Source organism: Polaromonas sp. (genome assembly GCF_036676035.1).
GTDB lineage: Bacteria > Pseudomonadota > Gammaproteobacteria > Burkholderiales > Burkholderiaceae_C > Polaromonas.
The window spans coordinates 46071-65898 of sequence record NZ_JAKFDR010000058.1 but is presented as its reverse complement, the minus strand read 5'-3'; the positions used below and the strand labels follow the sequence as shown (position 1 = coordinate 65898).

The 19828-nt window shown below is 62.2% G+C and carries 16 protein-coding genes, 1 other RNA gene and 1 pseudogene; 10 read left to right on the top strand and 8 right to left on the bottom strand.

All coding sequences use genetic code 11. The features are described 5' to 3' along the window. Nucleotides 1-135: 135 nt before the first annotated feature. The 3 genes from V6M61_RS09520 to dapF all read right to left on the bottom strand — a co-directional run bounded on the left by V6M61_RS09520 (nucleotide 136) and on the right by dapF (nucleotide 3012). Nucleotides 136-1179: a tyrosine recombinase XerC gene (locus tag V6M61_RS09520; RefSeq protein WP_332776328.1), complete on the bottom strand. Its 1044-nt coding sequence runs from the start codon at nucleotides 1177-1179 to the stop codon at nucleotides 136-138. 19 nt (nucleotides 1180-1198) lie between these two features. After that, nucleotides 1199-1903, bottom strand: coding sequence for a DUF484 family protein (locus tag V6M61_RS09515; RefSeq protein WP_332776327.1), 705 nt, complete (start codon nucleotides 1901-1903; stop codon nucleotides 1199-1201). Between the two features lie 233 nt (nucleotides 1904-2136). Beyond that, nucleotides 2137-3012, bottom strand: a complete 876-nt coding sequence (dapF, locus tag V6M61_RS09510; protein ID WP_332776326.1) for a diaminopimelate epimerase — start codon at nucleotides 3010-3012, stop codon at nucleotides 2137-2139. 89 nt (nucleotides 3013-3101) lie between these two features. On the opposite strand from dapF, the gene V6M61_RS09505 reads away from it, so the two are divergent. From V6M61_RS09505 to V6M61_RS09490, 4 genes and pseudogenes are all read left to right on the top strand, one after another. Continuing rightward, nucleotides 3102-4763: an MBL fold metallo-hydrolase gene (locus V6M61_RS09505; protein ID WP_332776325.1), complete on the top strand. Its 1662-nt coding sequence runs from the start codon at nucleotides 3102-3104 to the stop codon at nucleotides 4761-4763. Nucleotides 4764-4894: 131 nt separating this feature from the next. Further along, nucleotides 4895-5758, top strand: coding sequence for a basic amino acid ABC transporter substrate-binding protein (locus tag V6M61_RS09500; protein ID WP_332776324.1), 864 nt, complete (start codon nucleotides 4895-4897; stop codon nucleotides 5756-5758). A 50-nt stretch (nucleotides 5759-5808) separates the two neighbouring features. Continuing rightward, nucleotides 5809-6561, top strand: coding sequence for an amino acid ABC transporter permease (locus V6M61_RS09495; protein ID WP_332776323.1), 753 nt, complete (start codon nucleotides 5809-5811; stop codon nucleotides 6559-6561). Between the two features lie 26 nt (nucleotides 6562-6587). Beyond that, nucleotides 6588-6746: pseudogene (locus tag V6M61_RS09490) on the top strand (hypothetical protein); the annotation flags it as partial. A 67-nt stretch (nucleotides 6747-6813) separates the two neighbouring features. Here the strand turns inward: V6M61_RS09490 and V6M61_RS09485 are convergent. From V6M61_RS09485 to rnpB, 5 genes are all read right to left on the bottom strand, one after another. After that, complete coding sequence (locus V6M61_RS09485; RefSeq protein WP_332776322.1) at nucleotides 6814-8154, bottom strand: tetratricopeptide repeat protein; 1341 nt, start codon at nucleotides 8152-8154, stop codon at nucleotides 6814-6816. Beyond that, nucleotides 8151-9911, bottom strand: a complete 1761-nt coding sequence (locus tag V6M61_RS09480; RefSeq protein WP_332776321.1) for a hypothetical protein — start codon at nucleotides 9909-9911, stop codon at nucleotides 8151-8153. The genes V6M61_RS09485 and V6M61_RS09480 overlap by 4 nt, the downstream gene beginning before the upstream one ends. A 22-nt stretch (nucleotides 9912-9933) precedes the next feature. Then, complete coding sequence (locus tag V6M61_RS09475; protein WP_332776320.1) at nucleotides 9934-11415, bottom strand: tetratricopeptide repeat protein; 1482 nt, start codon at nucleotides 11413-11415, stop codon at nucleotides 9934-9936. 188 nt (nucleotides 11416-11603) lie between these two features. Next, the gene (locus V6M61_RS09470) at nucleotides 11604-11864 is read right to left on the bottom strand and encodes a hypothetical protein (protein ID WP_332776319.1); all 261 of its coding nucleotides are present in this window, start codon (nucleotides 11862-11864) and stop codon (nucleotides 11604-11606) included. A gap of 100 nt (nucleotides 11865-11964) precedes the next feature. Next, nucleotides 11965-12292: RNase P RNA component class A (gene rnpB / locus V6M61_RS09465), an RNA gene on the bottom strand. 155 nt (nucleotides 12293-12447) lie between these two features. On the opposite strand from rnpB, the gene V6M61_RS09460 reads away from it, so the two are divergent. From V6M61_RS09460 to hutU, 6 genes are all read left to right on the top strand, one after another. Continuing rightward, nucleotides 12448-14163, top strand: a complete 1716-nt coding sequence (locus V6M61_RS09460; RefSeq protein ID WP_332776318.1) for an NAD(P)/FAD-dependent oxidoreductase — start codon at nucleotides 12448-12450, stop codon at nucleotides 14161-14163. A gap of 315 nt (nucleotides 14164-14478) precedes the next feature. Further along, nucleotides 14479-15465 carry an ABC transporter substrate-binding protein gene (locus tag V6M61_RS09455; protein WP_442957759.1) on the top strand — a complete coding sequence of 329 codons (987 nt, stop codon included), beginning with the start codon at nucleotides 14479-14481 and terminating at the stop codon, nucleotides 15463-15465. Between the two features lie 16 nt (nucleotides 15466-15481). Further along, a complete protein-coding gene (locus V6M61_RS09450; protein WP_332776317.1) occupies nucleotides 15482-16318 on the top strand; it encodes an ABC transporter permease in 837 nt (278 codons plus the stop codon). Beyond that, complete coding sequence (locus V6M61_RS09445; protein ID WP_332776316.1) at nucleotides 16318-17097, top strand: ABC transporter ATP-binding protein; 780 nt, start codon at nucleotides 16318-16320, stop codon at nucleotides 17095-17097. Before V6M61_RS09450 ends, V6M61_RS09445 begins: the two co-directional genes overlap by 1 nt. Before the next feature lie 10 nt (nucleotides 17098-17107). Then, nucleotides 17108-17917 carry a histidine utilization repressor gene (gene hutC, locus V6M61_RS09440; protein ID WP_332776315.1) on the top strand — a complete coding sequence of 270 codons (810 nt, stop codon included), beginning with the start codon at nucleotides 17108-17110 and terminating at the stop codon, nucleotides 17915-17917. 89 nt (nucleotides 17918-18006) lie between these two features. Next, nucleotides 18007-19755, top strand: coding sequence for a urocanate hydratase (hutU, locus tag V6M61_RS09435; RefSeq protein ID WP_332776314.1), 1749 nt, complete (start codon nucleotides 18007-18009; stop codon nucleotides 19753-19755). Nucleotides 19756-19828: the final 73 nt, after the last annotated feature.

Genomic DNA, 19828 nt, shown 5'->3' with positions numbered 1-19828 from the left:
TGCAAGGAGGAGCAACGCCGCCAGCACGCGCCAGGGCGGCTCAATCGGGTGCGTAGCGTTGTCACCCCAAAGGTGAACTCGCGCGTGAGCGAATAAGTGTGTGTTCATGTGGTCTTGCCCGCGAAAAATGAGCGGTCAACTGCGGTTTCTAGGTTTAGCCATGGTTTTGCCCGCCGGTATGGGGTGCGGCGAGACCGCGCGCGGATGCGCGGCGTCGTACACCTTGGCCAGGTGTTGGTAATCGAGCCGCGTGTAAACCTGTGTGGTGGTGATGTTGGCGTGGCCCAGCAGCTCCTGCACCGCCCGCAAATCGCCGCTGGACTGCAGCACGTGGCTGGCAAACGAATGCCGCAGCATGTGCGGGTGCACCGGCGTGGCCAGCCCCGCCTGCAAAGAGCGGCGCTTGAGGCGCACCCGGATGTGCTGCGGGCTCAGGCGCGCGCCGCGCTGGTTGATGAACAGGGCCGGATCTTGCCGGGGCAAGCCGCTGACCCATTGGCTTCGCACCGCCAGCCAGGCCTGCAAGGCTTGCAGGGCCTGGCGGCCGACCGGCACGCTGCGCCGTTTGGAGCCCTTGCCCAGCACATGCGCTTCCCCCGCCTGCACGTCGACCCAGCCGCGGGCCTGGCCGCTCGCCGCCACATCCAGGCCCACCAGCTCGCCAATCCGCAGCCCGCAGCCGTACAGCAGCTCGGTGATGCACTGATCGCGCACCTCCAGCTGCGGGTCGCCGGCCTCATCTCCCGGGTAACTGGCCAGCTGCACGGCTTCATCCACGCTGAGCGCCTTGGGCAGCGGCTTGGCCACCTTGGGGGCGCGCACGTCCTGCACCGGGTTGCTGCTCACCAGCCCTTCGCGGCCCAGCCAGGTGTAAAAACCACGCCAGCCCGACAAAATCAGGGCAATGCCGCGCCCGCTGCGCCCCGCCCCGTGCATCTGCGCCACCCAGCGCCGCATGTGGGTGCTGTGAACCTGCGTCAACGCCACGCCGGCCTGCCGCGCATTCGCCTGCAGCTTGTCCAGATCCAGCGCGTAGAGTTCCACCGTGCGCTGGGCCAGCCGTTTTTCGACCCGCACATGCTCGAGGTAGCGCTCCACCAGCGGGTGTGATTCGTGTTTGGGCCCGGACTCAAGCGCAGCCCCAGGAGCCGGAAGGTCTGGGACGGCAGGCTGGGCCATGGTGCGAAGGTGAGGCGGTTTAAGCGGGGCTCGCCTGCGCCCGCAGGCGCGACAGCGCGGCACCGGCCAGCTCGCCAATGCGCTCCAGGAAATCCGTGCCCATGCCGCTGTGAAAGCGCTCAGGGTCGGGCGAAGCCAGCACCAGCAAGCCAAAGGCCTGCGGCGCCACACCGGCGCGCAGGGGAATCAGGGCCACCGACATCGCCACCGTCGGATCGGGCAGCCAGTTCACCGCCTCGAACCCGGAGTTGACGCCGCAATAGGGGGTGCCCAGCGAGGACGCAAAGGTCTGCGCATCGGCACTCGCGCCGCTGGCAAAGCCTTCATCGGAAAAAATGCCATTCACGCCCCAGACCTTGATGGCGGCCTGCGGAATCTGGAACTGCGCCTGGATTTCATGGACGATGGTGGCGGGCAGCTCGCGCGCCTGCGCCGTCAGCAGCAGGTTGCGCGTCCAGCGCTGCATCTTGTCGGCAATCGCCACGTTCTCCTGCCCGTGGCGAATCATTTCAACCAGCCGCGACTCCAGCCCCTTGATCTTGGCGCGCAGCATGCCGGCCTGCCGCTCCTGCAGGCTCACCGCACGGTTGCCATGGCCGCTGGACAGCTGCACGGAAGCCAGCAGCTCGGCATGGCGCTCGAAAAAATCGGGCGTGTTGGCCAGGAAGTTGGCAATGTCGTCTTCGGTGATCGGGTGCTGGATGGCGTGTTGGCTTGGGTTCATGTCGGCATTGTAGGGAAATAGGCCCCCACGGTCGCGCACTTTGTGTCGCTCCCTGCCCCCCGAGGGGGCCGCCCGCCTGTGGCCCGGCAAAGCCGGTTCCACGGCTCATGCTGGGTGAAGAGTTCGAGCGAACACAACCAGCGGGGGCCGCGGGACTGGCTTTGCCAGACCGCAGGCGCCGCCCCCTCGAGGGGGGAACAGGCTACACGCAGTGAGCCTGGACGGGGGTGGCTTTATAACTCGGGAACTTCAATCTCGGCGGCAAACACGGTCGTGGCCGGGCCGGTCATCATGACCGGCGCATCGGGCTGGCCCGACCATTCAATCGTCAGCTGGCCGCCGCGTGTCTGCACATCCACCCGGGCATCGAGCAGGCCCCAGCGTATGCCAGCCACCACCGCCGCGCAAGCCCCGGTCCCGCAGGCCAGCGTTTCGCCGGCGCCGCGCTCATGGACCCGCAGGCGAATCTGGCTGCGCGAGACGATTTGCATGAAGCCGGCATTGACCCGGTTCGGAAAACGCGGATGATTTTCGATCAGCGGGCCCTGCTGCGCTACCGCCGCCGTGTCCACATCGTCCACCAGTTGCACCGCATGCGGGTTGCCCATCGACAAAACCGCTATCAAAACAGGAGCTTTCGGTGTAATGTTTTCAAGGGCCAGAGGCCATTTCCGCCATGAACCGAAGGGCTCCGGCGCCAACCCCGCCGCATCAAAGGGCACGCGCGGCAAATCGAACACCGGCGCGCCCATGTCCACCGTCACGCGGCCGTCGGGCTGCATGCGCGGCTCAATGACGCCGCTCAGGGTTTTGACCCTCACTGCCTCTTTCGAGGTCAACCCCTGTTCGCGTACAAAGCGCACAAAACAGCGCGCGCCATTGCCGCACTGCTCCACCTCGCCGCCATCGGCGTTGTGGATGACGTATTCAAAGTCAATGCCGGGGCCCGGCGAAGGCCGCACGGAAAGAATCTGGTCGGCCCCCACGCCGAAGTGGCGGTTGGCCAGAAAACGGTACTGCGCCGCGCTCAGGCCCAGCGGCGCGCGGGTTTCGTCGAGCATCACAAAGTCATTGCCCGCGCCCTGCATTTTGGTAAATCGGATTCGCATGCTGGCATTATCACTTGGCCCCCACGCTTGTCGCTTCGCGTGCTGCGCTGCCCCCGAGGGGGCCAAGTGCGTGGGACCATAATTCCAGAATGGTCAGACCTTCCCAACTCCTGTATCCGCAACGCGAACCCGCGCCTACCCGCCCTGCGGCCACCGTGCTGCTGCTGCGCGACACGGCAGACGGCATCGAAGTGCTGATGACGCGGCGTTCCATGACCGCCAGTTTTGCGCCCGGCGCCTATGTGTTCCCGGGTGGCGGCGTGGATGCGGCGGATGCGGCCGCGCATTCGCAATCGAGCCGGCGCGCGACCCAGAGTGATTTGCACCTGACGCAAGCCATCGCCGCCATCCGCGAAAGCTTTGAGGAGCTCGGCGTGCTGCTGGCGCGCCACGCCGACGGCAGCCATGCCAGCACCGCCGACATTGCCGCCCTCGACCGCAAGGCTCCGTTTGCCGCGCAATGCAAGGCCCGCGGCCTGACGCTGGCCGGCGACCAGGTGTTTGTGCTGGCGCACTGGATCACCGACCGCGACCTGCCGCGCCGCTTTGACGTGCCCTTTCTGGTCGCGCGCATGCCCGAAGGCCAGCACCCCGTGGCCGACGAGGCTGAGCAGTTTGAGCCGGTCTGGGTGCGGCCGGCCGAGGCCCTGGCGCGGCACCAGGCCGGCGGCTTCTTCATCATCTTTCCGACCATACGCACGCTGGAACGGCTGCAGCACTACGCCAGTGTCGAGGCCGTGCTGCAGGCCTGTTCGTCCGAGCAGCCGCTGTGGACCTCGTGCCCGCGCGCCGGCCTGCTGGCCGGCCATGAAGCCCGCTACATGGAGCACGAAGCGCCCTATGGCGAGCTGGCCCTGGCCTGCCCCGACGGGCAGATCGTGCACGCGCTGGACTGGCAAACCAGCCACCCGGTGGCCCTGCTGAGCAACCTGAGGCGCCTGACCGCTCCCAATCCGGGCATGATGACCGGCCCGGGCACCAACAGCTACCTGGTCGGCGAGCCGGCCACCGGCTACATCGTGATTGACCCCGGTCCGGCGGATACCGGCCATCTGAAGCGGCTGTGGCAGGCCGCGGACGGCGACATTCGCATGATTGTTTGCACCCATTCCCATCCCGACCATTCGCCGGGCGCCCGGCCGCTGCAAGCCCTGTGCAAAACCCCGCCGCCGGTGCTGGGCCTGCCTTCCGCGCCCACGGCCCGCGCGGCAAGCGAGTTCACCCCGGACCGGGCGCTACAAAATCAGGAGCTGCTCACGCTGAAAGGACAGGGGCCGGGAGGCGAAATAACGCATACCCTGAAGGTGATGTTCACGCCCGGCCATGCCGCCAACCACGTCTGTCTGGTGCTGCTGGAAGACGGTCTGCTGTTCTCCGGCGACCACATCCTCAACGGCAGCACCACGGTGGTGGACCCGCCCGACGGCAACATGACGGCTTATCTGGATTCGCTGGACCAGCTCAGCGCAGCCTGCGACGAACACCAGATCGGCTTCATCCTGCCGGCGCACGGCTATGCACTGGGCCGGGCCAAAACGGTGATTGCGCGGCTCAAGGCCCACCGCCTGCAGCGCGAAACCAAAATTGCGAGCGTGATGCAGGGTAACCCCCAAGGCACGATGGACGACTGGGTGGCCAAGGCTTATGACGATGTGGATGCACGCCTGTGGCCCGTGGCCAAGCGCTCGCTGCTGGCCCATGTGGAGCGGATTGAGTCGCTTGGCGATCGCCCGGCCATCGCCCAGAATTAACGCCCCGAATTGCTGGTTAATCCCCGGTAAGCGGGCAAATTCGCGGGTTTACAATTCCCCACCCGCGCAACAGGCCGTACCACGGCCTTCTCAGGCGCATCCATCCCCAATTCACTTCATTGAGGTTATTCATGTCTTCGATTACAACGCGTCGTTTTCTTCAAACTGCAGCCACCTTGCTCGTGGGCATCGTGCTGGCCGCGTGTGGCAAGCAGGAACCTGCGCCGGCGCCCAAGGCCGCTGCTCCAGCCGCTGCGCCTGCACCGGCCGCCAAGGTCTACGTGGTGGGCACCGATGCCGCCTACGCCCCGTTTGAATCGCAAAACGAAAAAGGCGAGATCGTCGGCTTTGACATCGACGTCGTGAAGGCCCTGGCCCAAAAAGCCGGCATCGAGGTCAAGTTTGTGAACACGCCGTGGGAAGGCATCTTCAACGCGCTCAACCAGGGTGACCGCGACCTGCTGGTCTCGGCCGTCACCATCACCGACGAGCGCAAGCAGAGCATGGATTTCTCCAACCCCTACTTTGACGCGCAGCAGCTGATGGCCGTCAAAAGCAATTCCAAGATTGCCAAGTTTGCCGACCTGAAAAAACTCAAGGTGGGCGTGCAGAACGGCACCACCGGCGACGAAGTCGTCACCAAGCTGCAGGGCAAGGACAGCGCCAACATCAAGCGCTTTGAATCCACCCCGCTGGCCCTCAAGGAACTCGAAGCCGGCGGCGTGGACGCCGTGGTGGCCGACAACGGCGTGGTGATTCACTATGTCAACAACAACGTAGGCGCCAAGTTCAAAACCATCAGCGACGCCAGCTTTGTCGCCGAGCAATACGGCATTCCCGTCAAGAAGGGCAACGCCGAACTGCTGGCCAAGATCAACAAGGCACTGGCCGACATCAAGGCCGACGGCACCTACGACAAGATTTACGCCAGCTACTTTGGCGCAGCGCCCGGCGCCCCCGTCGCTGCAGCCCCGGCTGCCGCTGCGTCGAAGTAAGCTTTTCGCCCTCGCTTCAGACCCGCCCAAGACCCGTTTAAAGCCTGACGATGGATTTGCGCTGGGAGATATTGTCGGGCTACATGCCGCTGTTCATCAGCGGTTTGTGGACGACCCTCCTACTCACCTTCGTGGCCATCAGCGCCGGGATGTTTCTGGGCGTCCTGCTGGGGCTGGTCAGCAGCTCCCACGACGCCCCGCAGCCCCGCTCGGTGCCGCTGGCCTGGGGCTTGAAGGCCCTGCGCGGCATCACGCTGGGCTATGTGACCTTTTTTCGCGGCACCCCGCTGTTCGTGCAGATCCTGCTGGTGCATTTTGCGCTGCTGCCCACCCTGATTCACCCCGATGGCGGCCTGCTGATCAGTGGTGAGGTGGCCCGCGAGTTCCGCCAGAACCACGGCGCGTTTTTCTCCGGCGCGCTGGCCATGACGCTCAATGCCGGAGCCTACATCTCCGAGATTTTCCGGGCCGGCATCCAGAGCATTCACACCGGGCAAACCCAGGCCGCCTACAGCATGGGCCTGACGCACCCGCAGGCCATGCGCTATGTGGTGCTGCCCCAGGCGTTTCGGCGCATGATCCCGGCGCTGGTCAATGAAGGCGTCACCCTGATCAAGGACTCGTCCCTGGTGTCCGCCATCGGACTGGCCGAACTGGCCCTGGCGGCGCGCACAGTGGCCGGCGCCTACTCGCGCTACTGGGAGCCCTATCTGGCGATCTCGGCGGTGTACCTGGTCCTGACGCTGACCCTGTCCCTGCTGGCCAAGAAACTCGAAGCCCCGCGCCATTTGCGCGGGCGCTGAAGCGCGTCCTGTCCCGAAAAAAGTGTGAAGCCAAGATCATTGGCGTGATGCAGGCCCGGCCGCAAGGCACGATGGACGACTGGGTCGCGCTGGCCTACGACGATGTCGATGCACGCATCTGGCCGGTGGCCAAACGCTCGCTGCTGGCGCATGTGGAGCGCATCAACGCGAGTTTGCAAGATTAAGAACTTGTCCGCAAATAATTTGAGGCCGCGTTGGGGCGCAATCGGAAGACTGAGCTAAGCACAGGACTCATCGTTTTGCCTGCTGTTTCAGCATTCCCCTGATGACATTTTGCGCGTCTACAATTTTCTCGGCGGTTTCATAGAGCGACTCCAAAACGCGTCGAGGATCGCCCGATCGCGGCAGAGGCCCCACACGACCAGCCGAGCCCCAAACGAAAACTTGGTCAGGATAGTCGGGTGGCGGCAGTGATTTCAGATAACCAGCCAGATCCAGAAAACGTTCGGTGTTCAATGGACAATCGTTCTTCTTGTTGTCGTCATCCAGTTTTTTGAGCCAATCGGAAACCGTGATAACAGGCTGGATTGGGGGTTGGGTGTCTGACCTTGACTGGCGGGTTGAGTTTGGCGCATTGGCAATACCAGCTTTTGCTTGAACTGCGGCGATGGCTGACTGTGCCCGTCTTTTATCATCTGCGCCCTGTATAAGATCAGCAGTCTTTTGAGCGCCGGCAATATCACCAACCTCTGCTTGGGCTCTAGCGATGAAAAACTGTGCCCAGCTTTTCTGACGTGCGTCCTGAATAAGATCAGCGGTTTTTTGAGCGCCGGCAATATCTCCAGCTTCGGCCTGAGCTTTAGCGACTTCTTCCATTGCCGCGCTTTTCCAAAACGCGTACTGAATAAGATCAGCTGTTTTCTGTGCGCCTGCAATATCACCAGCCTTTACTTGAGCTTTAGCGATGCCCCACTGTGCCGCGCTTTTCAGACTTGTATCGTCCTTAACCTGAATAAGATCAGCAGCCTTTTGAGCGCTTGCAATATCACCAGCTTTCACCCATAGCTGCGGCATCTTGTATACGCTCGCGGGGCTTTTGTTCACCATCACACCTTCTTTGTTTGAGCCAGATATTTTGTTGGCCGCATCTTGATCAGATATTTGGTTCGACGCATCCTGCACGGTCTTGATCAATCGCAAAACGTTGCTCTGATTTCTTACGTCGAGCACACCGATCTGCTCTTTCACCGCCGCCGCGTTCGGCGCATCAGGGTAGGCCGCCAGATACGCGCCAAACCAGGCCATGGCGCGCAACTCCCTCCCCGGAATTCTCGATTCGGCGAGACCCAGGTTGAGATAGACGACCGGAGCCTGCGGGGCGAGCTTGCGCGCTTCGTCGAAGTAGCGGATTGCCAGCAGATAGTCCGGCACTTTCGCGGCGATGATGCCCTTGTCGATCGCTTCCTGCGCAGCAGGCGGCAGCGGCGTGGGGGTATTCGTCTGCGCCACTGCGGCAAACGGTTGAGCAAGGCTTAAACAAAGCGTGACGAGCAGCAGACGGAGCAGGCCGCGCGGTGTTGTCATGGCATCGTGTTGCGGGTGGCGGAACGGGAAGGCGGCGGCGCGTTTCATTTCCTGGCCTGCTGTTTCAACATTGCGGCGATCATATTTTGCGCCTTGACAAGTGTCTCCGCAGCTTTATGGAGCGAATCGAAAACTCTGTGGGGATTGTCGGATGGAGGCAAGGATTTCAGATAACCGGCAAGGTTCAAAAAGGGTTCGGTATTCAGTGCTGCACCGTATTGCGATTTATCGTCGAGCATCTTTATCCAGTCTTCGGCTGTCATTGAGGGTACCGGGGAGCGCTTTGCCGCTGTCGATTCCGGGGTCGGAGCTGGGGTCGGCACGACCGGATTGTTGGTTTTCGCTCTCTCCCCGGCAATCGCATTTGTGGCCCACTCTTTGTATTTAACGATCTGGATCAACTCGGCGTTTTTTGCCGCACCGTCGAAATCCCGTGCCTGAGCCTGGGCTTTGGCGATTTCATATAAGTTGTAGGACCTTTTATCGTCATCTCTCACTTCTCCATTGGTTTTCACAGCACCACGATAATCGCCGGCTTTCACCTGCGCAGAGATGATGTCGCGCAATGCGCTCGTCTTGTCTCCAACAATCTCATTGACGGTTTTCAAAGCACCATTGATATCGCCAGCTTTTACTTGGGCGTAGGCCAATTTTTCGTGGCGGCGGTCATCAGAGGTCGTGAATAGTCGCTTTCTGTTTGCGTCTGTAATGAGATCCACGGACTTTTGATACGCCTTCAAGGTCCGTATGGCATTGCCTGTATCTCCGGCTTTGATGTAGTAGTCGAAGATATTGCCTCCTTGGTCACGGGAACGCTCATACGGATCACCGACCAGCTCCGAATTTTTGAAAGCAAGCGCCAACGACTGCTTCGCCCCGGCAATATCGCCCGCCTCGATCTGGCTGCTTGCGATACTCGCCTGCCCTTGTACTCTTGCTAATAAATAAACGTCCTTACGCTCCGATTCAGCTGGAATTACGATTAAATCGACGGCCGTCAGCGCCGTTCTTAATGTGGCTTGCGCCGCATCCATTTTCCCCGCCTCTATCTGCAGCTTCGCGATGGCTTGCAGTTTGCCCCATTTTGTTTGCCCTCCCGGAATTTGATCAGCAGCACTCCGCGCGAGCGCGATTGAAGTTTCGGCGCTGCTGAGATCGCCTCGTTCGATCTGAATGGCCGCGATTCCGAGAAACGCATCGCTCCTGTAATCGGGCCGCACGACAATCCCGGCAGTTTTCAACGCACCCGCTGTATCTCCGGCCTTGGCCTGAACGGCTGCAATATAGCCTTGCGCCGAGCCACCATAAACCTCACCCGCAAGAGACGCTGTCTTTAATGCAGTGGCGATATCACCCGAGTCGGCCCACAGTTTGGCGACGGCCTGGAAGTCCTTATAGGGTGAATCCTGAAGCGTCTGAATCAAACGGGAGGTGTTGCTTTGGTTTCTCACCTCCAGCACACCGATCTGTTCTTTCACCGCCGCCGCGTTCGGTGCATCGGGGTAGGCCGCCAGATACGCGCCAAACCAGGCCATGGCGCGCAATTCCCGCCCCGGTATTCTCGATTCGGCGAGGCCCAGGTTGAGATAGACGACCGGAGCCTGCGAGGCGAGCTTGCGCGCTTCCTCGAAGTAGCGGATCGCCAGCAGGTAGTCCGGCACTTTCGCGGCGATGATGCCCTTGTTAAGTGCTTCCTCTGCGGCGGGTGGCAGGGGTGTTGGCGTGGCGGCGGTTGCGTTGTATGAAGCTGCGGCGAGAGCCAAGCATGTGAGGACGTGTATTGTGAGTTTGCTGATAGAGACCATGGTGCGTGCTCCACGCATTCGATTATTTGGCTTTCCCGGTTTTCGGCGCAGGCGCTTGCGCGCTTGGGTCGAATGGGAACAGTAATTCCACATCTGAATCCGTGGGCAACTGCAAGACCCTCCCATCTGGAAGTGTTTTAAAGACGGGTGCCGATTCGGGCGATTTCCCGGATTTCGGCGCAGACAGTTGGGATGGCCGCAGGTTGCTCATCCCGCCAAAAAACGTGGCATCGTTGAACGCGGCCTGCGCACCTTTTTCATCACCGATGGATAGCCTGTTCATGCCGGTTTCAAACATCTCATCAACCATTTTTTGCGTCCCTTTGTTAATCTCCGCGCTCCAGTACGCCGCGCTTTTGGCATCATTGGCATCTTTTGTCTGCCGTTGCCGGAGCGCGTTAATCATGGCATCCGCTTGCGCGGCAATGGCGGGATTCTCCGCCTTGGCAAGTTCGAATTGGCGTATCGCTCCGGCGTTGTCGCCGCGTGACGCGCTATGGATGGCGGCGCCGAGCGGCGTGACCGGCCCCGCTGCCGTTGCCTTGCGTTTATCCACCATCCACTGCGCCAGATCGACCGAGCGTTTCAGCACGGCGTTGTTGGGGTCGCGCTTGAGCGCGTCCTGCCACCAGGCGAGTGCCACTGGCCAGTCGTGGTTGATCACCGCCTGGAAACCCTTGCTGATGCGGTCGGCAGCGGGCGAGTTCTTGAGTTCTGGCACTTGGTTAGTGAGATGGGCGCCGTCTCTGGGCCCCCGCGCATCCACCACCATGGGATCGCCGGACGGTAAAACGGGTACGGGTTTCTTCTGGCTTGGTATCGTCACAGACGCGGTGAAATCCAGTCCGCCGCTATTGCCAACGCTTGGCGCAGTGCCGGCAGTGCGTCCATCGAAATCCAGTCCGCCGGACACCGGCGCAGCGTTCAATGTTTGTGCAAAGTTCTGGATGGATTGCTGCATGTTGTCCGCCGCCACTTTGTTCTGGCGCTGCCTGTCCATCGCCTCCCTTTCTGCTTTCTCTCTTTCCTGCTGGTTCGCCATATTGGCCTGGGCATTGGCAAGATTCTGGCGGTAGGTCGGATCGTTAGGATCGTTTTGCAACGCTTGTTGGAAAAGCGAAATCGCAGCGGCCCAATCACCCTTTTTGTAGGCTTGCACACCTTTCTCGTTGGCCGCACGAGACTGCTGGTCAGCCTGCTCGGCGGCGGAAGATCCGGGCTTAAAAATACCACGCAAAAGATCACCTAAAAGCCCGCCATCACAAGGAGCGGGGCAGCCGCTACCTGAACTGCCGCCTCCGCGGGCTGATGGCATATCACATCGTGCAGGACTGGGGCTGGGTGTGCCGCCCTCTGCTCTACAGGCGGCGGCATATTCAGAATAATTCCTAAAGGCATGCACCGTTGGTGTGCCAAAGACTCCGGCAACCACCAAGACCGCCAGCGACGCCTTCGCGATGATCTTCAGAATGCTTTCTCTCGAAAGCCTGACTTTCAGTATCATTTTCAGGCATGTGTTCATTTTGCCCTCCGTAGGGTGCACTCCATGCTCAAACGAATCGCCCCGCCGTGACCTCAGCGATCCAGCCAGCCAGCCAGCCAGCCAGCCAGCCAGCCAGCCAGCCAGCCAATGATCTTAGACCCGTCGGGTGAGTTCAGCAAGTTTCACGGGGCGTGTTTTTGCCCCTTGCGTTACCCAAAGAAAGTGCTGCGTATCCAACCCATCACCAGCAGCAACAATAAAAGCCCGACGAACAAAATAATCAGCTCAGTCTGGTTTCCAAAGCGTGTCGATTTAGTTGCTTCTACAGGCGGTTTCGCTGCATCAACCGGTTTGCGTCCAGACATCCTGCGCCAAAGCACAGATGTCACCGGCACAACGGTGATCAGCAACGCAATCAGCACGAACCAAACCATCACCGGTTCTTCACGAAGGAAGCTCAAAATTTCCATATCAGAAAAAAACAGATTGGTTTTCTATCCTATGCTTTCGCAGTCCATTCAGCAGAACAAGCATCCCCGTTCGACCCATGGGCGCTCCTGGGAGAATAAAGTGTGAAGCCCGCCGATAGGCCGGATTTTGTGCGGGCGGCTTCCTTGCGGTTGCCGCCCGTGACTGCCATTAATCTGGGCCGGGGGTCGCCCACCCGGCTCGGTGCTACCTACCCGCCAGCTCTGCGGAGCCACATCAACACTGGCCTACTTGGTATTGCTGCGCGTAGAGATTGCCCGTTTCACCCGGACTTAACCGGCTCGTCTCTGTTGCTCTGATCCTCACCTCGCGGTGGACAGCTGTTAGCTGCTACGCTGCCCTGTGCAGTCCGGACCTTCCTCCAGTGCGGTGTTTCCACCCTTGCACCAGCGGCAGTCTGGCGTGCTTCACCTGCCTATTATCGGCGCAATTGGGAGCGTGCTTTTTCGTCAGTTCTCTTTGCTATTAAATTCATAGCTGCCTGCGCAAATAACACCGGAGCCAGGGGCTTAAAATACATCCCATCGATCCGAAATACAGATCCACGAAGTTAATAGGTAAGCCATGATTCGCCTGACCGAGCTCAAGCTCCCGCTGGACCACCCCGAAGAGGCCCTGCCCGCCCTGATCATCCAGACCCTGGGCATCCCCGCCGGTGAACTGGCCGGCCACCGCATTTACAAGCGCAGCTACGACGCCCGCAAGCAAAAACTGCTTCTGGTCTACATCGTCGACGTGGAGGTTGCCCCCACGCTTGTCGCTTCGCGTACTGCGCTGCCCCCCGAGGGGGCTAATTTTCCTAGGGGCGGCCCGTCGGAAAATTCCTCATCGCTCGAGACCAGGCTGCTGGCGAAATTCGCAGGCCATCCGCACATACGCCCGGCGCCCGACCTAGCTTATTACCCGGTCGCCCGGGCTGACAGGGCGCCCAAGATCCGTCCGGTCGTCGTCGGCTTTGGCCCCTGCGGCATTTTTGCCGCGCTGCTGCTGGCGCAAATGGGTTTTCAGCCCATCGTGCTGGAACGTGGCAAGAAAGTGCGCGAGCGCACCAAGGACACCTGGGGCCTGTGGCGCAAGCGCGTGCTCAACCCCGAATCCAATGTGCAGTTCGGCGAGGGCGGTGCCGGCACGTTTTCGGACGGCAAGCTGTACAGCCAGATCAAGGACCCGCGCCATCTGGGCCGCAAGGTCATGACCGAGTTCGTCAAGGCCGGCGCACCCGAAGAAATCCTGCTGCTCAGCAAACCGCACATCGGCACCTTCAAGCTGGTCAAGGTGGTCGAACACATGCGCGGGCAGATCGAGGCGCTGGGCGGCGAGATCCGCTTTGAGCAGCGCGTCAGCGATGTGCTGCTTGAAGACGGCCCCCAGCCCCAGGGCCGGCAGATACGCGGCCTGACCGTGCAAAACCTCAAGGACGGCACCAGCTACGAGCTGCGCGCCGACCACGTGGTGCTGGCGCTGGGCCACAGCTCGCGCGACACCTTTGCCATGCTGCACGAGCGCGGCGTCTACATGGAAGCCAAGCCGTTCTCCGTCGGTTTTCGCATCGAGCACCCGCAGGGCCTGATCGACCGGGCCCGGCTCGGCCAGCACGCGGGGCATCCGCTGCTTGGCGCGGCGGACTACAAGCTGGTGCACCATGCCAGCAATGGCCGCTCGGTCTACAGCTTTTGCATGTGCCCGGGCGGCACCGTGGTCGCGGCCACGTCGGAGCCCGAGCGCGTGGTGACCAACGGCATGAGCCAGTACTCGCGCAACGAGCGCAACGCCAATGCCGGCATCGTGGTGGGCATCACCCCGGCCGACTACCCGGGTGGCCCGCTGGCGGGCATTGCGCTGCAAAGAAAGCTGGAGTCGCACGCCTTCGTGCTGGGCGGCGGCACGTACGAAGCCCCGGGCCAGCTGGTCGGTGATTTCATCGCCGGCAAGGCATCGACCCAGCTCGGCAGCGTCGAGCCTTCGTACAAGCCCGGCGTGCGCCTGACCGACCTGGCCAGCGCCCTGCCCGACTACGCGATTGCCGCCCTGCGCGAAGCCCTGCCGGCTTTTGGCCGGAAGATCAAGGGCTTTGACATGCACGATGCCATGCTGACCGGCGTTGAAACGCGCACCTCGTCACCGCTGCGCCTCACGCGCGGCGACGACTTCCAGAGCCTCAACGTCAAAGGGCTGTACCCGGCCGGCGAGGGCGCCAGCTATGCCGGCGGCATTTTGTCGGCGGGCGTGGACGGCATTGAAGTCGCCGAGGCCGTGGCGCGCAGCCTGCTGAACGCCTGAGCGGCCACTGGCGGCGCGGGGGCAAGGCCATCCCCTGCCAGAAAGGCTGGCCCCGAACTTGCTCTCTTTGTTTCGCCAAAACAAGATACCTGTATAGACAACAAAACCCGGCGAACGAGGGGCGGCAATGCACCAATCCCGCTGGCCGGATCCCCAAACCAGTGCTTTGCTCGGTATCGACGGCCCTGATTCGGCCGCACTAGGGTTTACTTGTATATACAGGATAAGGCGTGTTGGCAAAAATCTCCCTGCCGGGACTTTGCTGCGCAGGGATCTTGGGATCAACCGATTTTCTGAATGAAACAGGAGTACGTAATGGGTAAGACGGATAAGACGGCTAAGACAACAGTCAAGAAACTGACTTCGCTGCTGGCAATGGGTGTTTGCCTGGCCGGCATGGCCGCGCCTGCGGCGGCACAGGAAACCAAAATTGTGCTGGGCATGTCCGGCTGGACCGGCTTCGCCCCCCTGTCGCTGGCGGACAAGGCCGGTATTTTCAAGAAGAACGGCCTGGATGTGGAGATCAAATTCATTCCCCAGAAAGACCGCCACCTGGCGCTGGCCTCCGGGGCCATCCAGTGCGCAGCCACCACGGTGGAGACCCATGTGGCCTGGAACGCCAACGGTGTGCCTATCGTGCAGATCTTCCAGATGGACAAATCCTACGGCGCCGACGGCCTGGCCGTGCGCGGCAACATCAAGAGCTTTGCCGACCTCAAGGGCAAGACCATCGGCGTGGACGCGCCCGGCACCGCGCCCTACTTCGGCCTGGCCTGGATGCTCAACAAAAACGGCATGACGCTCAAGGACGTGAAGACCACTACCCTCTCGCCCCAGGCGTCTGCCCAGGCCTTTGTGGCAGGCCAGAACGACGCGGCCATGACCTACGAGCCCTATCTGTCCACCGTGCGCGACAACCCGGCCGCCGGCAAGATTTTGGCCACCACGCTGGACTACCCGATGGTGATGGACACCGTAGGCTGCGCGCCGACCTGGCTCAAGGCCAATCCCAAGGCAGCCCAGGCGCTCACCAACTCCTACTTCGACGCACTGGCCATGATCAAGGCCGACCCCGTCAAGTCCAACGAGCTGATGGGCTCGGCCGTCAAGCAGACCGGCGAACAGTTTGCGAAGTCGGCGGCCTTCCTGCGCTGGCAGGACAAGGCGGCCAACCAGAAGTTCTTCGCCGGCGAGATCACCGCGTTCATGAAAGATGCCGAGAAGATCCTGCTGGAATCCGGTGTGATCCGCAAGGCACCCGAGAACCTCGCGGCCACGTTTGACGCCAGCTTCATCAAGTAAAGCCATGGAACACGTCATGGAACATATCCAGGCACCGCCTCACTTGCCCGAAGCACCGGTGCGCCAGCGCAGCCAGTGGCTGGCGCCGCTGGAGCCGGTGGGCGCCAACACGCGCTGGCTGCTGGGTCTGGGCTTCTTTGTGCTGTTCGTGCTGGCCTGGGCGGTCTTCACGCTGGGCGGCTATGTGTCGCCCACCTTCCTCGCCAGCCCCGTGACGATGGCCAGGGAAGGCTGGCTGCTGTTCACCGAACACCACTTCATCCATGACATCGGCATGACGGTGTGGCGAGTCTTCGGCGGCTTCATCCTGGCCAGCGTGATCGCCGTGCCGCTGGGCATTGCCATGGGCACCTACAAGGGGGTCGAGGCTTTCTTCGAGCCCTTTGTGTCCTTCTGCCGCTACCTGCCCGCGTCGGCCTTCATCCCGCTGCTGATCCTGTGGGCCGGCATTGGTGAAACGCAGAAGATCCTGGTGATCTTCATCGGCTCGGTGTTCCAGATCGTGCTGATGGTGGCGGTCACGGTAGGCGGCGCGCGGCGCGACCTGGTGGAAGCGGCCTACACGCTGGGCGCAGCCGACCGGGGCATCATCACCCGCGTGCTGATTCCCGGGGCCGCACCCGGCATCGCCGAAACATTGCGCCTGGTGCTGGGCTGGGCCTGGACCTACGTGATCGTGGCGGAGTTGATTGGCTCATCCAGCGGCATCGGCCACATGATCACCGACAGCCAGTCCCTGCTCAACACCGGACAGATCATCTTCGGCATCATCATCATCGGGCTGATTGGCTTGGTGTCTGACTTTGCTTTCAAGGCGCTGAACCGCCGCCTGTTCGCCTGGAGTTCAATCTGATGAGCCAACTGTCCATTCAAGGGGTGTCGCGCGTCTTCGAAACCGCCAAGGGCCAGCGCACGCAGGCGCTGCTGCCGGTGGATTTCGAAGTGAACGACAACGACTTCGTCACCATCCTCGGCCCCTCGGGCTGCGGCAAGTCCACGCTGCTGCGCATCGTCGCGGGGCTGGAGAGGCCCAGCACGGGCCGGGCATTGCTGGACAACCGACCGGTCGAAGGCCCGGGCGCCGACCGCGGCATGGTGTTTCAGAGCTACACGCTGTTCCCGTGGCTGACCGTCGCGCAGAACATCCGCTTTGGCCTGCGCGAGCGCGGCATGAGCGAGGCCGACCAGAAGGATCGCAGCAACTACTTCATGGCCAAGGTGGGCCTGCGCGGGTTTGAAAACCACTTTCCCAAGCAGCTCTCCGGCGGCATGCAGCAGCGCACGGCGATCGCGCGGGCGCTTGCCAACGACCCCAAGATCCTGCTGCTCGACGAGCCCTTTGGCGCGCTCGACAACCAGACCCGCGTGCTGATGCAGGAGCTGCTGCTGGGCATCTGGGAGTCGGCGCGCAAAACCGTGCTGTTCGTCACCCACGACATCGACGAGGCGATCTTCATGGCCAACCGGGTGGCGGTGTTCAGCGCGCGCCCGGGGCGCATCAAGTCCGACATTGCCGTGAACCTGCCGCACCCGCGGCACTACACGATCAAGACCTCGCCCGAGTTCATGGAGCTCAAGGCGCGTCTGACCGAAGAGATCCGCGCCGAGGCTATGGCGTCAGCCGAGCATTGACAAGGGTCTCATGAGCTCCAAACTGCACCTCCTGCGCACACCGGTGCGCAAAACCGACCCCAAAATCGGCACTTCCGCCGGGGCCGACCGCCTGTCGCCCAATGTCGCACGCTACCAGCAGGTCAAGGACTTTGTGGCGCGCAAGATCCAGGACGGCACCTGGAAGGCCGGCGACCGCCTGCCTTCCGAAAACGAGCTGGTGGTGCAGTTTGGCCTGTCGCGCATGACCGTCAACCGGGCCTTGCGCGAATTGGTGGAGCAGGGCCGCATCAAGCGCATTGCCGGGGTTGGCAGCTTTGTGGCCGACGACAAACCGCAAGCCAACCTGCTGCAGATCGCGCGCCTGTCCGACGACATTCGCCGCAGGGGCCACGATTACCAGTGCCGGATCGTGACGGTGGAGCGCATCTCGGCGTCGCTGGACATCGCGTCCTCGTTGGGCCTGCACACGGGAGAATCGGTGTTTCACTCGGTCTGCGTGCACCTGGAAGACGGCGTGCCCATGCAGTTGGAAGACCGCTATGTCAACCCGCGCATGGCGCCCACTTTCGGACAACAGGATTTCACGCTGGAGCAGCCTTCGGACTTTCTGGTGCGCACGGTGCTGTTTGACCAGATGGAGCATGTGGTCGATGCCGTCCTGCCCACGCGCGAGCAGGCCGAGCTGCTGCAAATGGACCCCAGCCAGCCCTGCCTGCTGCTGACCCGCCGCACCTGGATGCGTGAGGACCCCATCACCCTCGTGCGCTGCCTGCACCCAGGCATGCGCTACCGCCTGGGCAGCCGATTCCGTACTGACGGCAACGCCGTGACCAGCTGAGCCATCGGACCAGACCATCGACCAGGGTGCAGGCCTTTACACCGCCATTTTTTCGACTTCCAAATCCCACCTGATTCAGGAAAATTTCAATGAATGCCAAGGATTCCTTCATCGCCGCACCGGCTGACCCCCGCTTTGACGCGACCCGCGTGATCCGCTCCCCGCGCGGCACCACGCTGACCTGCAAGAACTGGCTGACCGAGGCCGCCTACCGCATGCTGCAAAACAACCTCGACCCCGAGGTGGCTGAAGACCCGAAGAACCTGGTGGTCTACGGTGGCATTGGCCGCGCGGCGCGCGACTGGGCCTGTTTTGACCAAATCCTGGCGTCGCTCAAAGAACTCAACGACGACGAGACCTTGCTGGTCCAGTCGGGCAAGCCAGTGGGCGTGTTCAAAACCCACCCGAACGCGCCGCGTGTGCTGATCGCCAATTCCAACCTGGTGCCCAAATGGGCCAACTGGGAACACTTCAACGAACTCGACCGCAAGGGCCTGTTCATGTACGGCCAGATGACGGCCGGCAGCTGGATCTACATCGGCAGCCAAGGCATCGTGCAGGGCACCTTTGAAACCTTTGTCGAAGCCGGCCGCCAGCACTACCGTAGCCCCTCGCCCGGCACGTCGGCGAACACCGACTGGTCCGGCAGATGGATCCTGACCGCCGGCCTGGGCGGCATGGGCGGCGCGCAGCCACTGGCCGCCACGCTGGCCGGTGCCGTGTCACTGAACATCGAATGCCAGCAGTCCAGCATCGACTTCCGACTGCGCACCCGCTATGTGGACAAGCAGGCCAAGGACATCGACGACGCCATGGCCCTCATCAAGCAGCACACGGCAGCCAAGGAAGCCGTGTCGATCGCCTTGCTGGGCAACGCCGCCGACATCCTGCCCGAGCTGGTCAGGCGCGCCAAGGCCGGCGGCATCAAGCCCGACCTGGTCACCGACCAGACCTCGGCCCACGACCTGATCAACGGCTACCTGCCCAGTGGCTGGAGCGTGGCGCAGTGGAAAGCCGCGCAACGCGACCCCGAGCAGCACGCCCAACTGACCAACGCCGCCGCCCGGTCTTGCGCGGTGCATGTGCAGGCCATGCTGGACTTCCAGACCATGGGCATCCCCACGGTGGACTACGGCAACAACATCCGCCAGGTGGCTTTCGACATGGGCGTCAAAAACGCCTTCGACTTCCCCGGCTTTGTGCCCGCCTATATCCGCCCGATGTTTTGCGAAGGCAAGGGCCCGTTCCGCTGGGTGGCACTGTCAGGCGACCCGGAAGACATCTACAAGACCGACGCCAAGATCAAGGAGCTGTTCCCCGACAACCACCACACCCACCGCTGGCTTGACATGGCGCGCGAGCGCATCGCCTTCCAGGGCCTGCCCGCACGCATTTGCTGGCTGGGCCTGGGCGAACGCCACATCGCAGGCCTGGCTTTCAACGAGATGGTGAAAAGCGGCGAACTCAAAGCCCCCATCGTCATCGGCCGCGATCACCTGGACACCGGCTCGGTGGCCAGCCCCAACCGCGAGACCGAGGCCATGAAGGACGGCACCGATGCCGTGTCCGACTGGCCGCTGCTCAACGCGCTGCTCAATGCCTCGGGCGGTGCCACCTGGGTCAGCCTGCACCACGGCGGCGGCGTCGGCATGGGTTATTCACAGCACTCCGGCATGGTGATCGTGGCCGATGGCACCGATGCCGCCGCCGAACGCCTGGCCCGCGTGCTGGTCAACGACTGCGGCTCGGGCGTGATGCGCCACGCCGATGCCGGTTACGAGATCGCCATTGCCACGGCGAAAAAGCAGGGCCTGAACCTGCCCATGATCAATGCCTGAAAGGGCTTGACCCGCCTCACGAGAGACGGGAGTTTTGCACCACTGTGTTTCCTCTTACTTTTATTCACTCAGG

Bases quoted from the DNA above. Each gene is read 5' to 3' on its own strand.
- hutC (WP_332776315.1), top strand. From the start codon at position 17,108: ATGAGCTCCAAACTGCACCTCCTGCGCACACCGGTGCGCAAAACCGAC.
- V6M61_RS09485 (WP_332776322.1), bottom strand. From the start codon at position 8,154: ATGAAACGCGCCGCCGCCTTCCCGTTCCGCCACCCGCAACACGATGCC.
- dapF (WP_332776326.1), bottom strand. From the start codon at position 3,012: ATGCGAATCCGATTTACCAAAATGCAGGGCGCGGGCAATGACTTTGTG.
- V6M61_RS09460 (WP_332776318.1), top strand. From the start codon at position 12,448: ATGATTCGCCTGACCGAGCTCAAGCTCCCGCTGGACCACCCCGAAGAG.
- V6M61_RS09505 (WP_332776325.1), top strand. From the start codon at position 3,102: ATGGTCAGACCTTCCCAACTCCTGTATCCGCAACGCGAACCCGCGCCT.
- V6M61_RS09445 (WP_332776316.1), top strand. From the start codon at position 16,318: ATGAGCCAACTGTCCATTCAAGGGGTGTCGCGCGTCTTCGAAACCGCC.
- V6M61_RS09495 (WP_332776323.1), top strand. From the start codon at position 5,809: ATGGATTTGCGCTGGGAGATATTGTCGGGCTACATGCCGCTGTTCATC.
- V6M61_RS09475 (WP_332776320.1), bottom strand. From the start codon at position 11,415: ATGATACTGAAAGTCAGGCTTTCGAGAGAAAGCATTCTGAAGATCATC.
- hutU (WP_332776314.1), top strand. From the start codon at position 18,007: ATGAATGCCAAGGATTCCTTCATCGCCGCACCGGCTGACCCCCGCTTT.
- V6M61_RS09520 (WP_332776328.1), bottom strand. From the start codon at position 1,179: ATGGCCCAGCCTGCCGTCCCAGACCTTCCGGCTCCTGGGGCTGCGCTT.
- V6M61_RS09480 (WP_332776321.1), bottom strand. From the start codon at position 9,911: ATGGTCTCTATCAGCAAACTCACAATACACGTCCTCACATGCTTGGCT.
- V6M61_RS09500 (WP_332776324.1), top strand. From the start codon at position 4,895: ATGTCTTCGATTACAACGCGTCGTTTTCTTCAAACTGCAGCCACCTTG.
- V6M61_RS09455 (WP_442957759.1), top strand. From the start codon at position 14,479: ATGGGTAAGACGGATAAGACGGCTAAGACAACAGTCAAGAAACTGACT.
- V6M61_RS09470 (WP_332776319.1), bottom strand. From the start codon at position 11,864: ATGGAAATTTTGAGCTTCCTTCGTGAAGAACCGGTGATGGTTTGGTTC.
- V6M61_RS09450 (WP_332776317.1), top strand. From the start codon at position 15,482: ATGGAACATATCCAGGCACCGCCTCACTTGCCCGAAGCACCGGTGCGC.
- V6M61_RS09515 (WP_332776327.1), bottom strand. From the start codon at position 1,903: ATGAACCCAAGCCAACACGCCATCCAGCACCCGATCACCGAAGACGAC.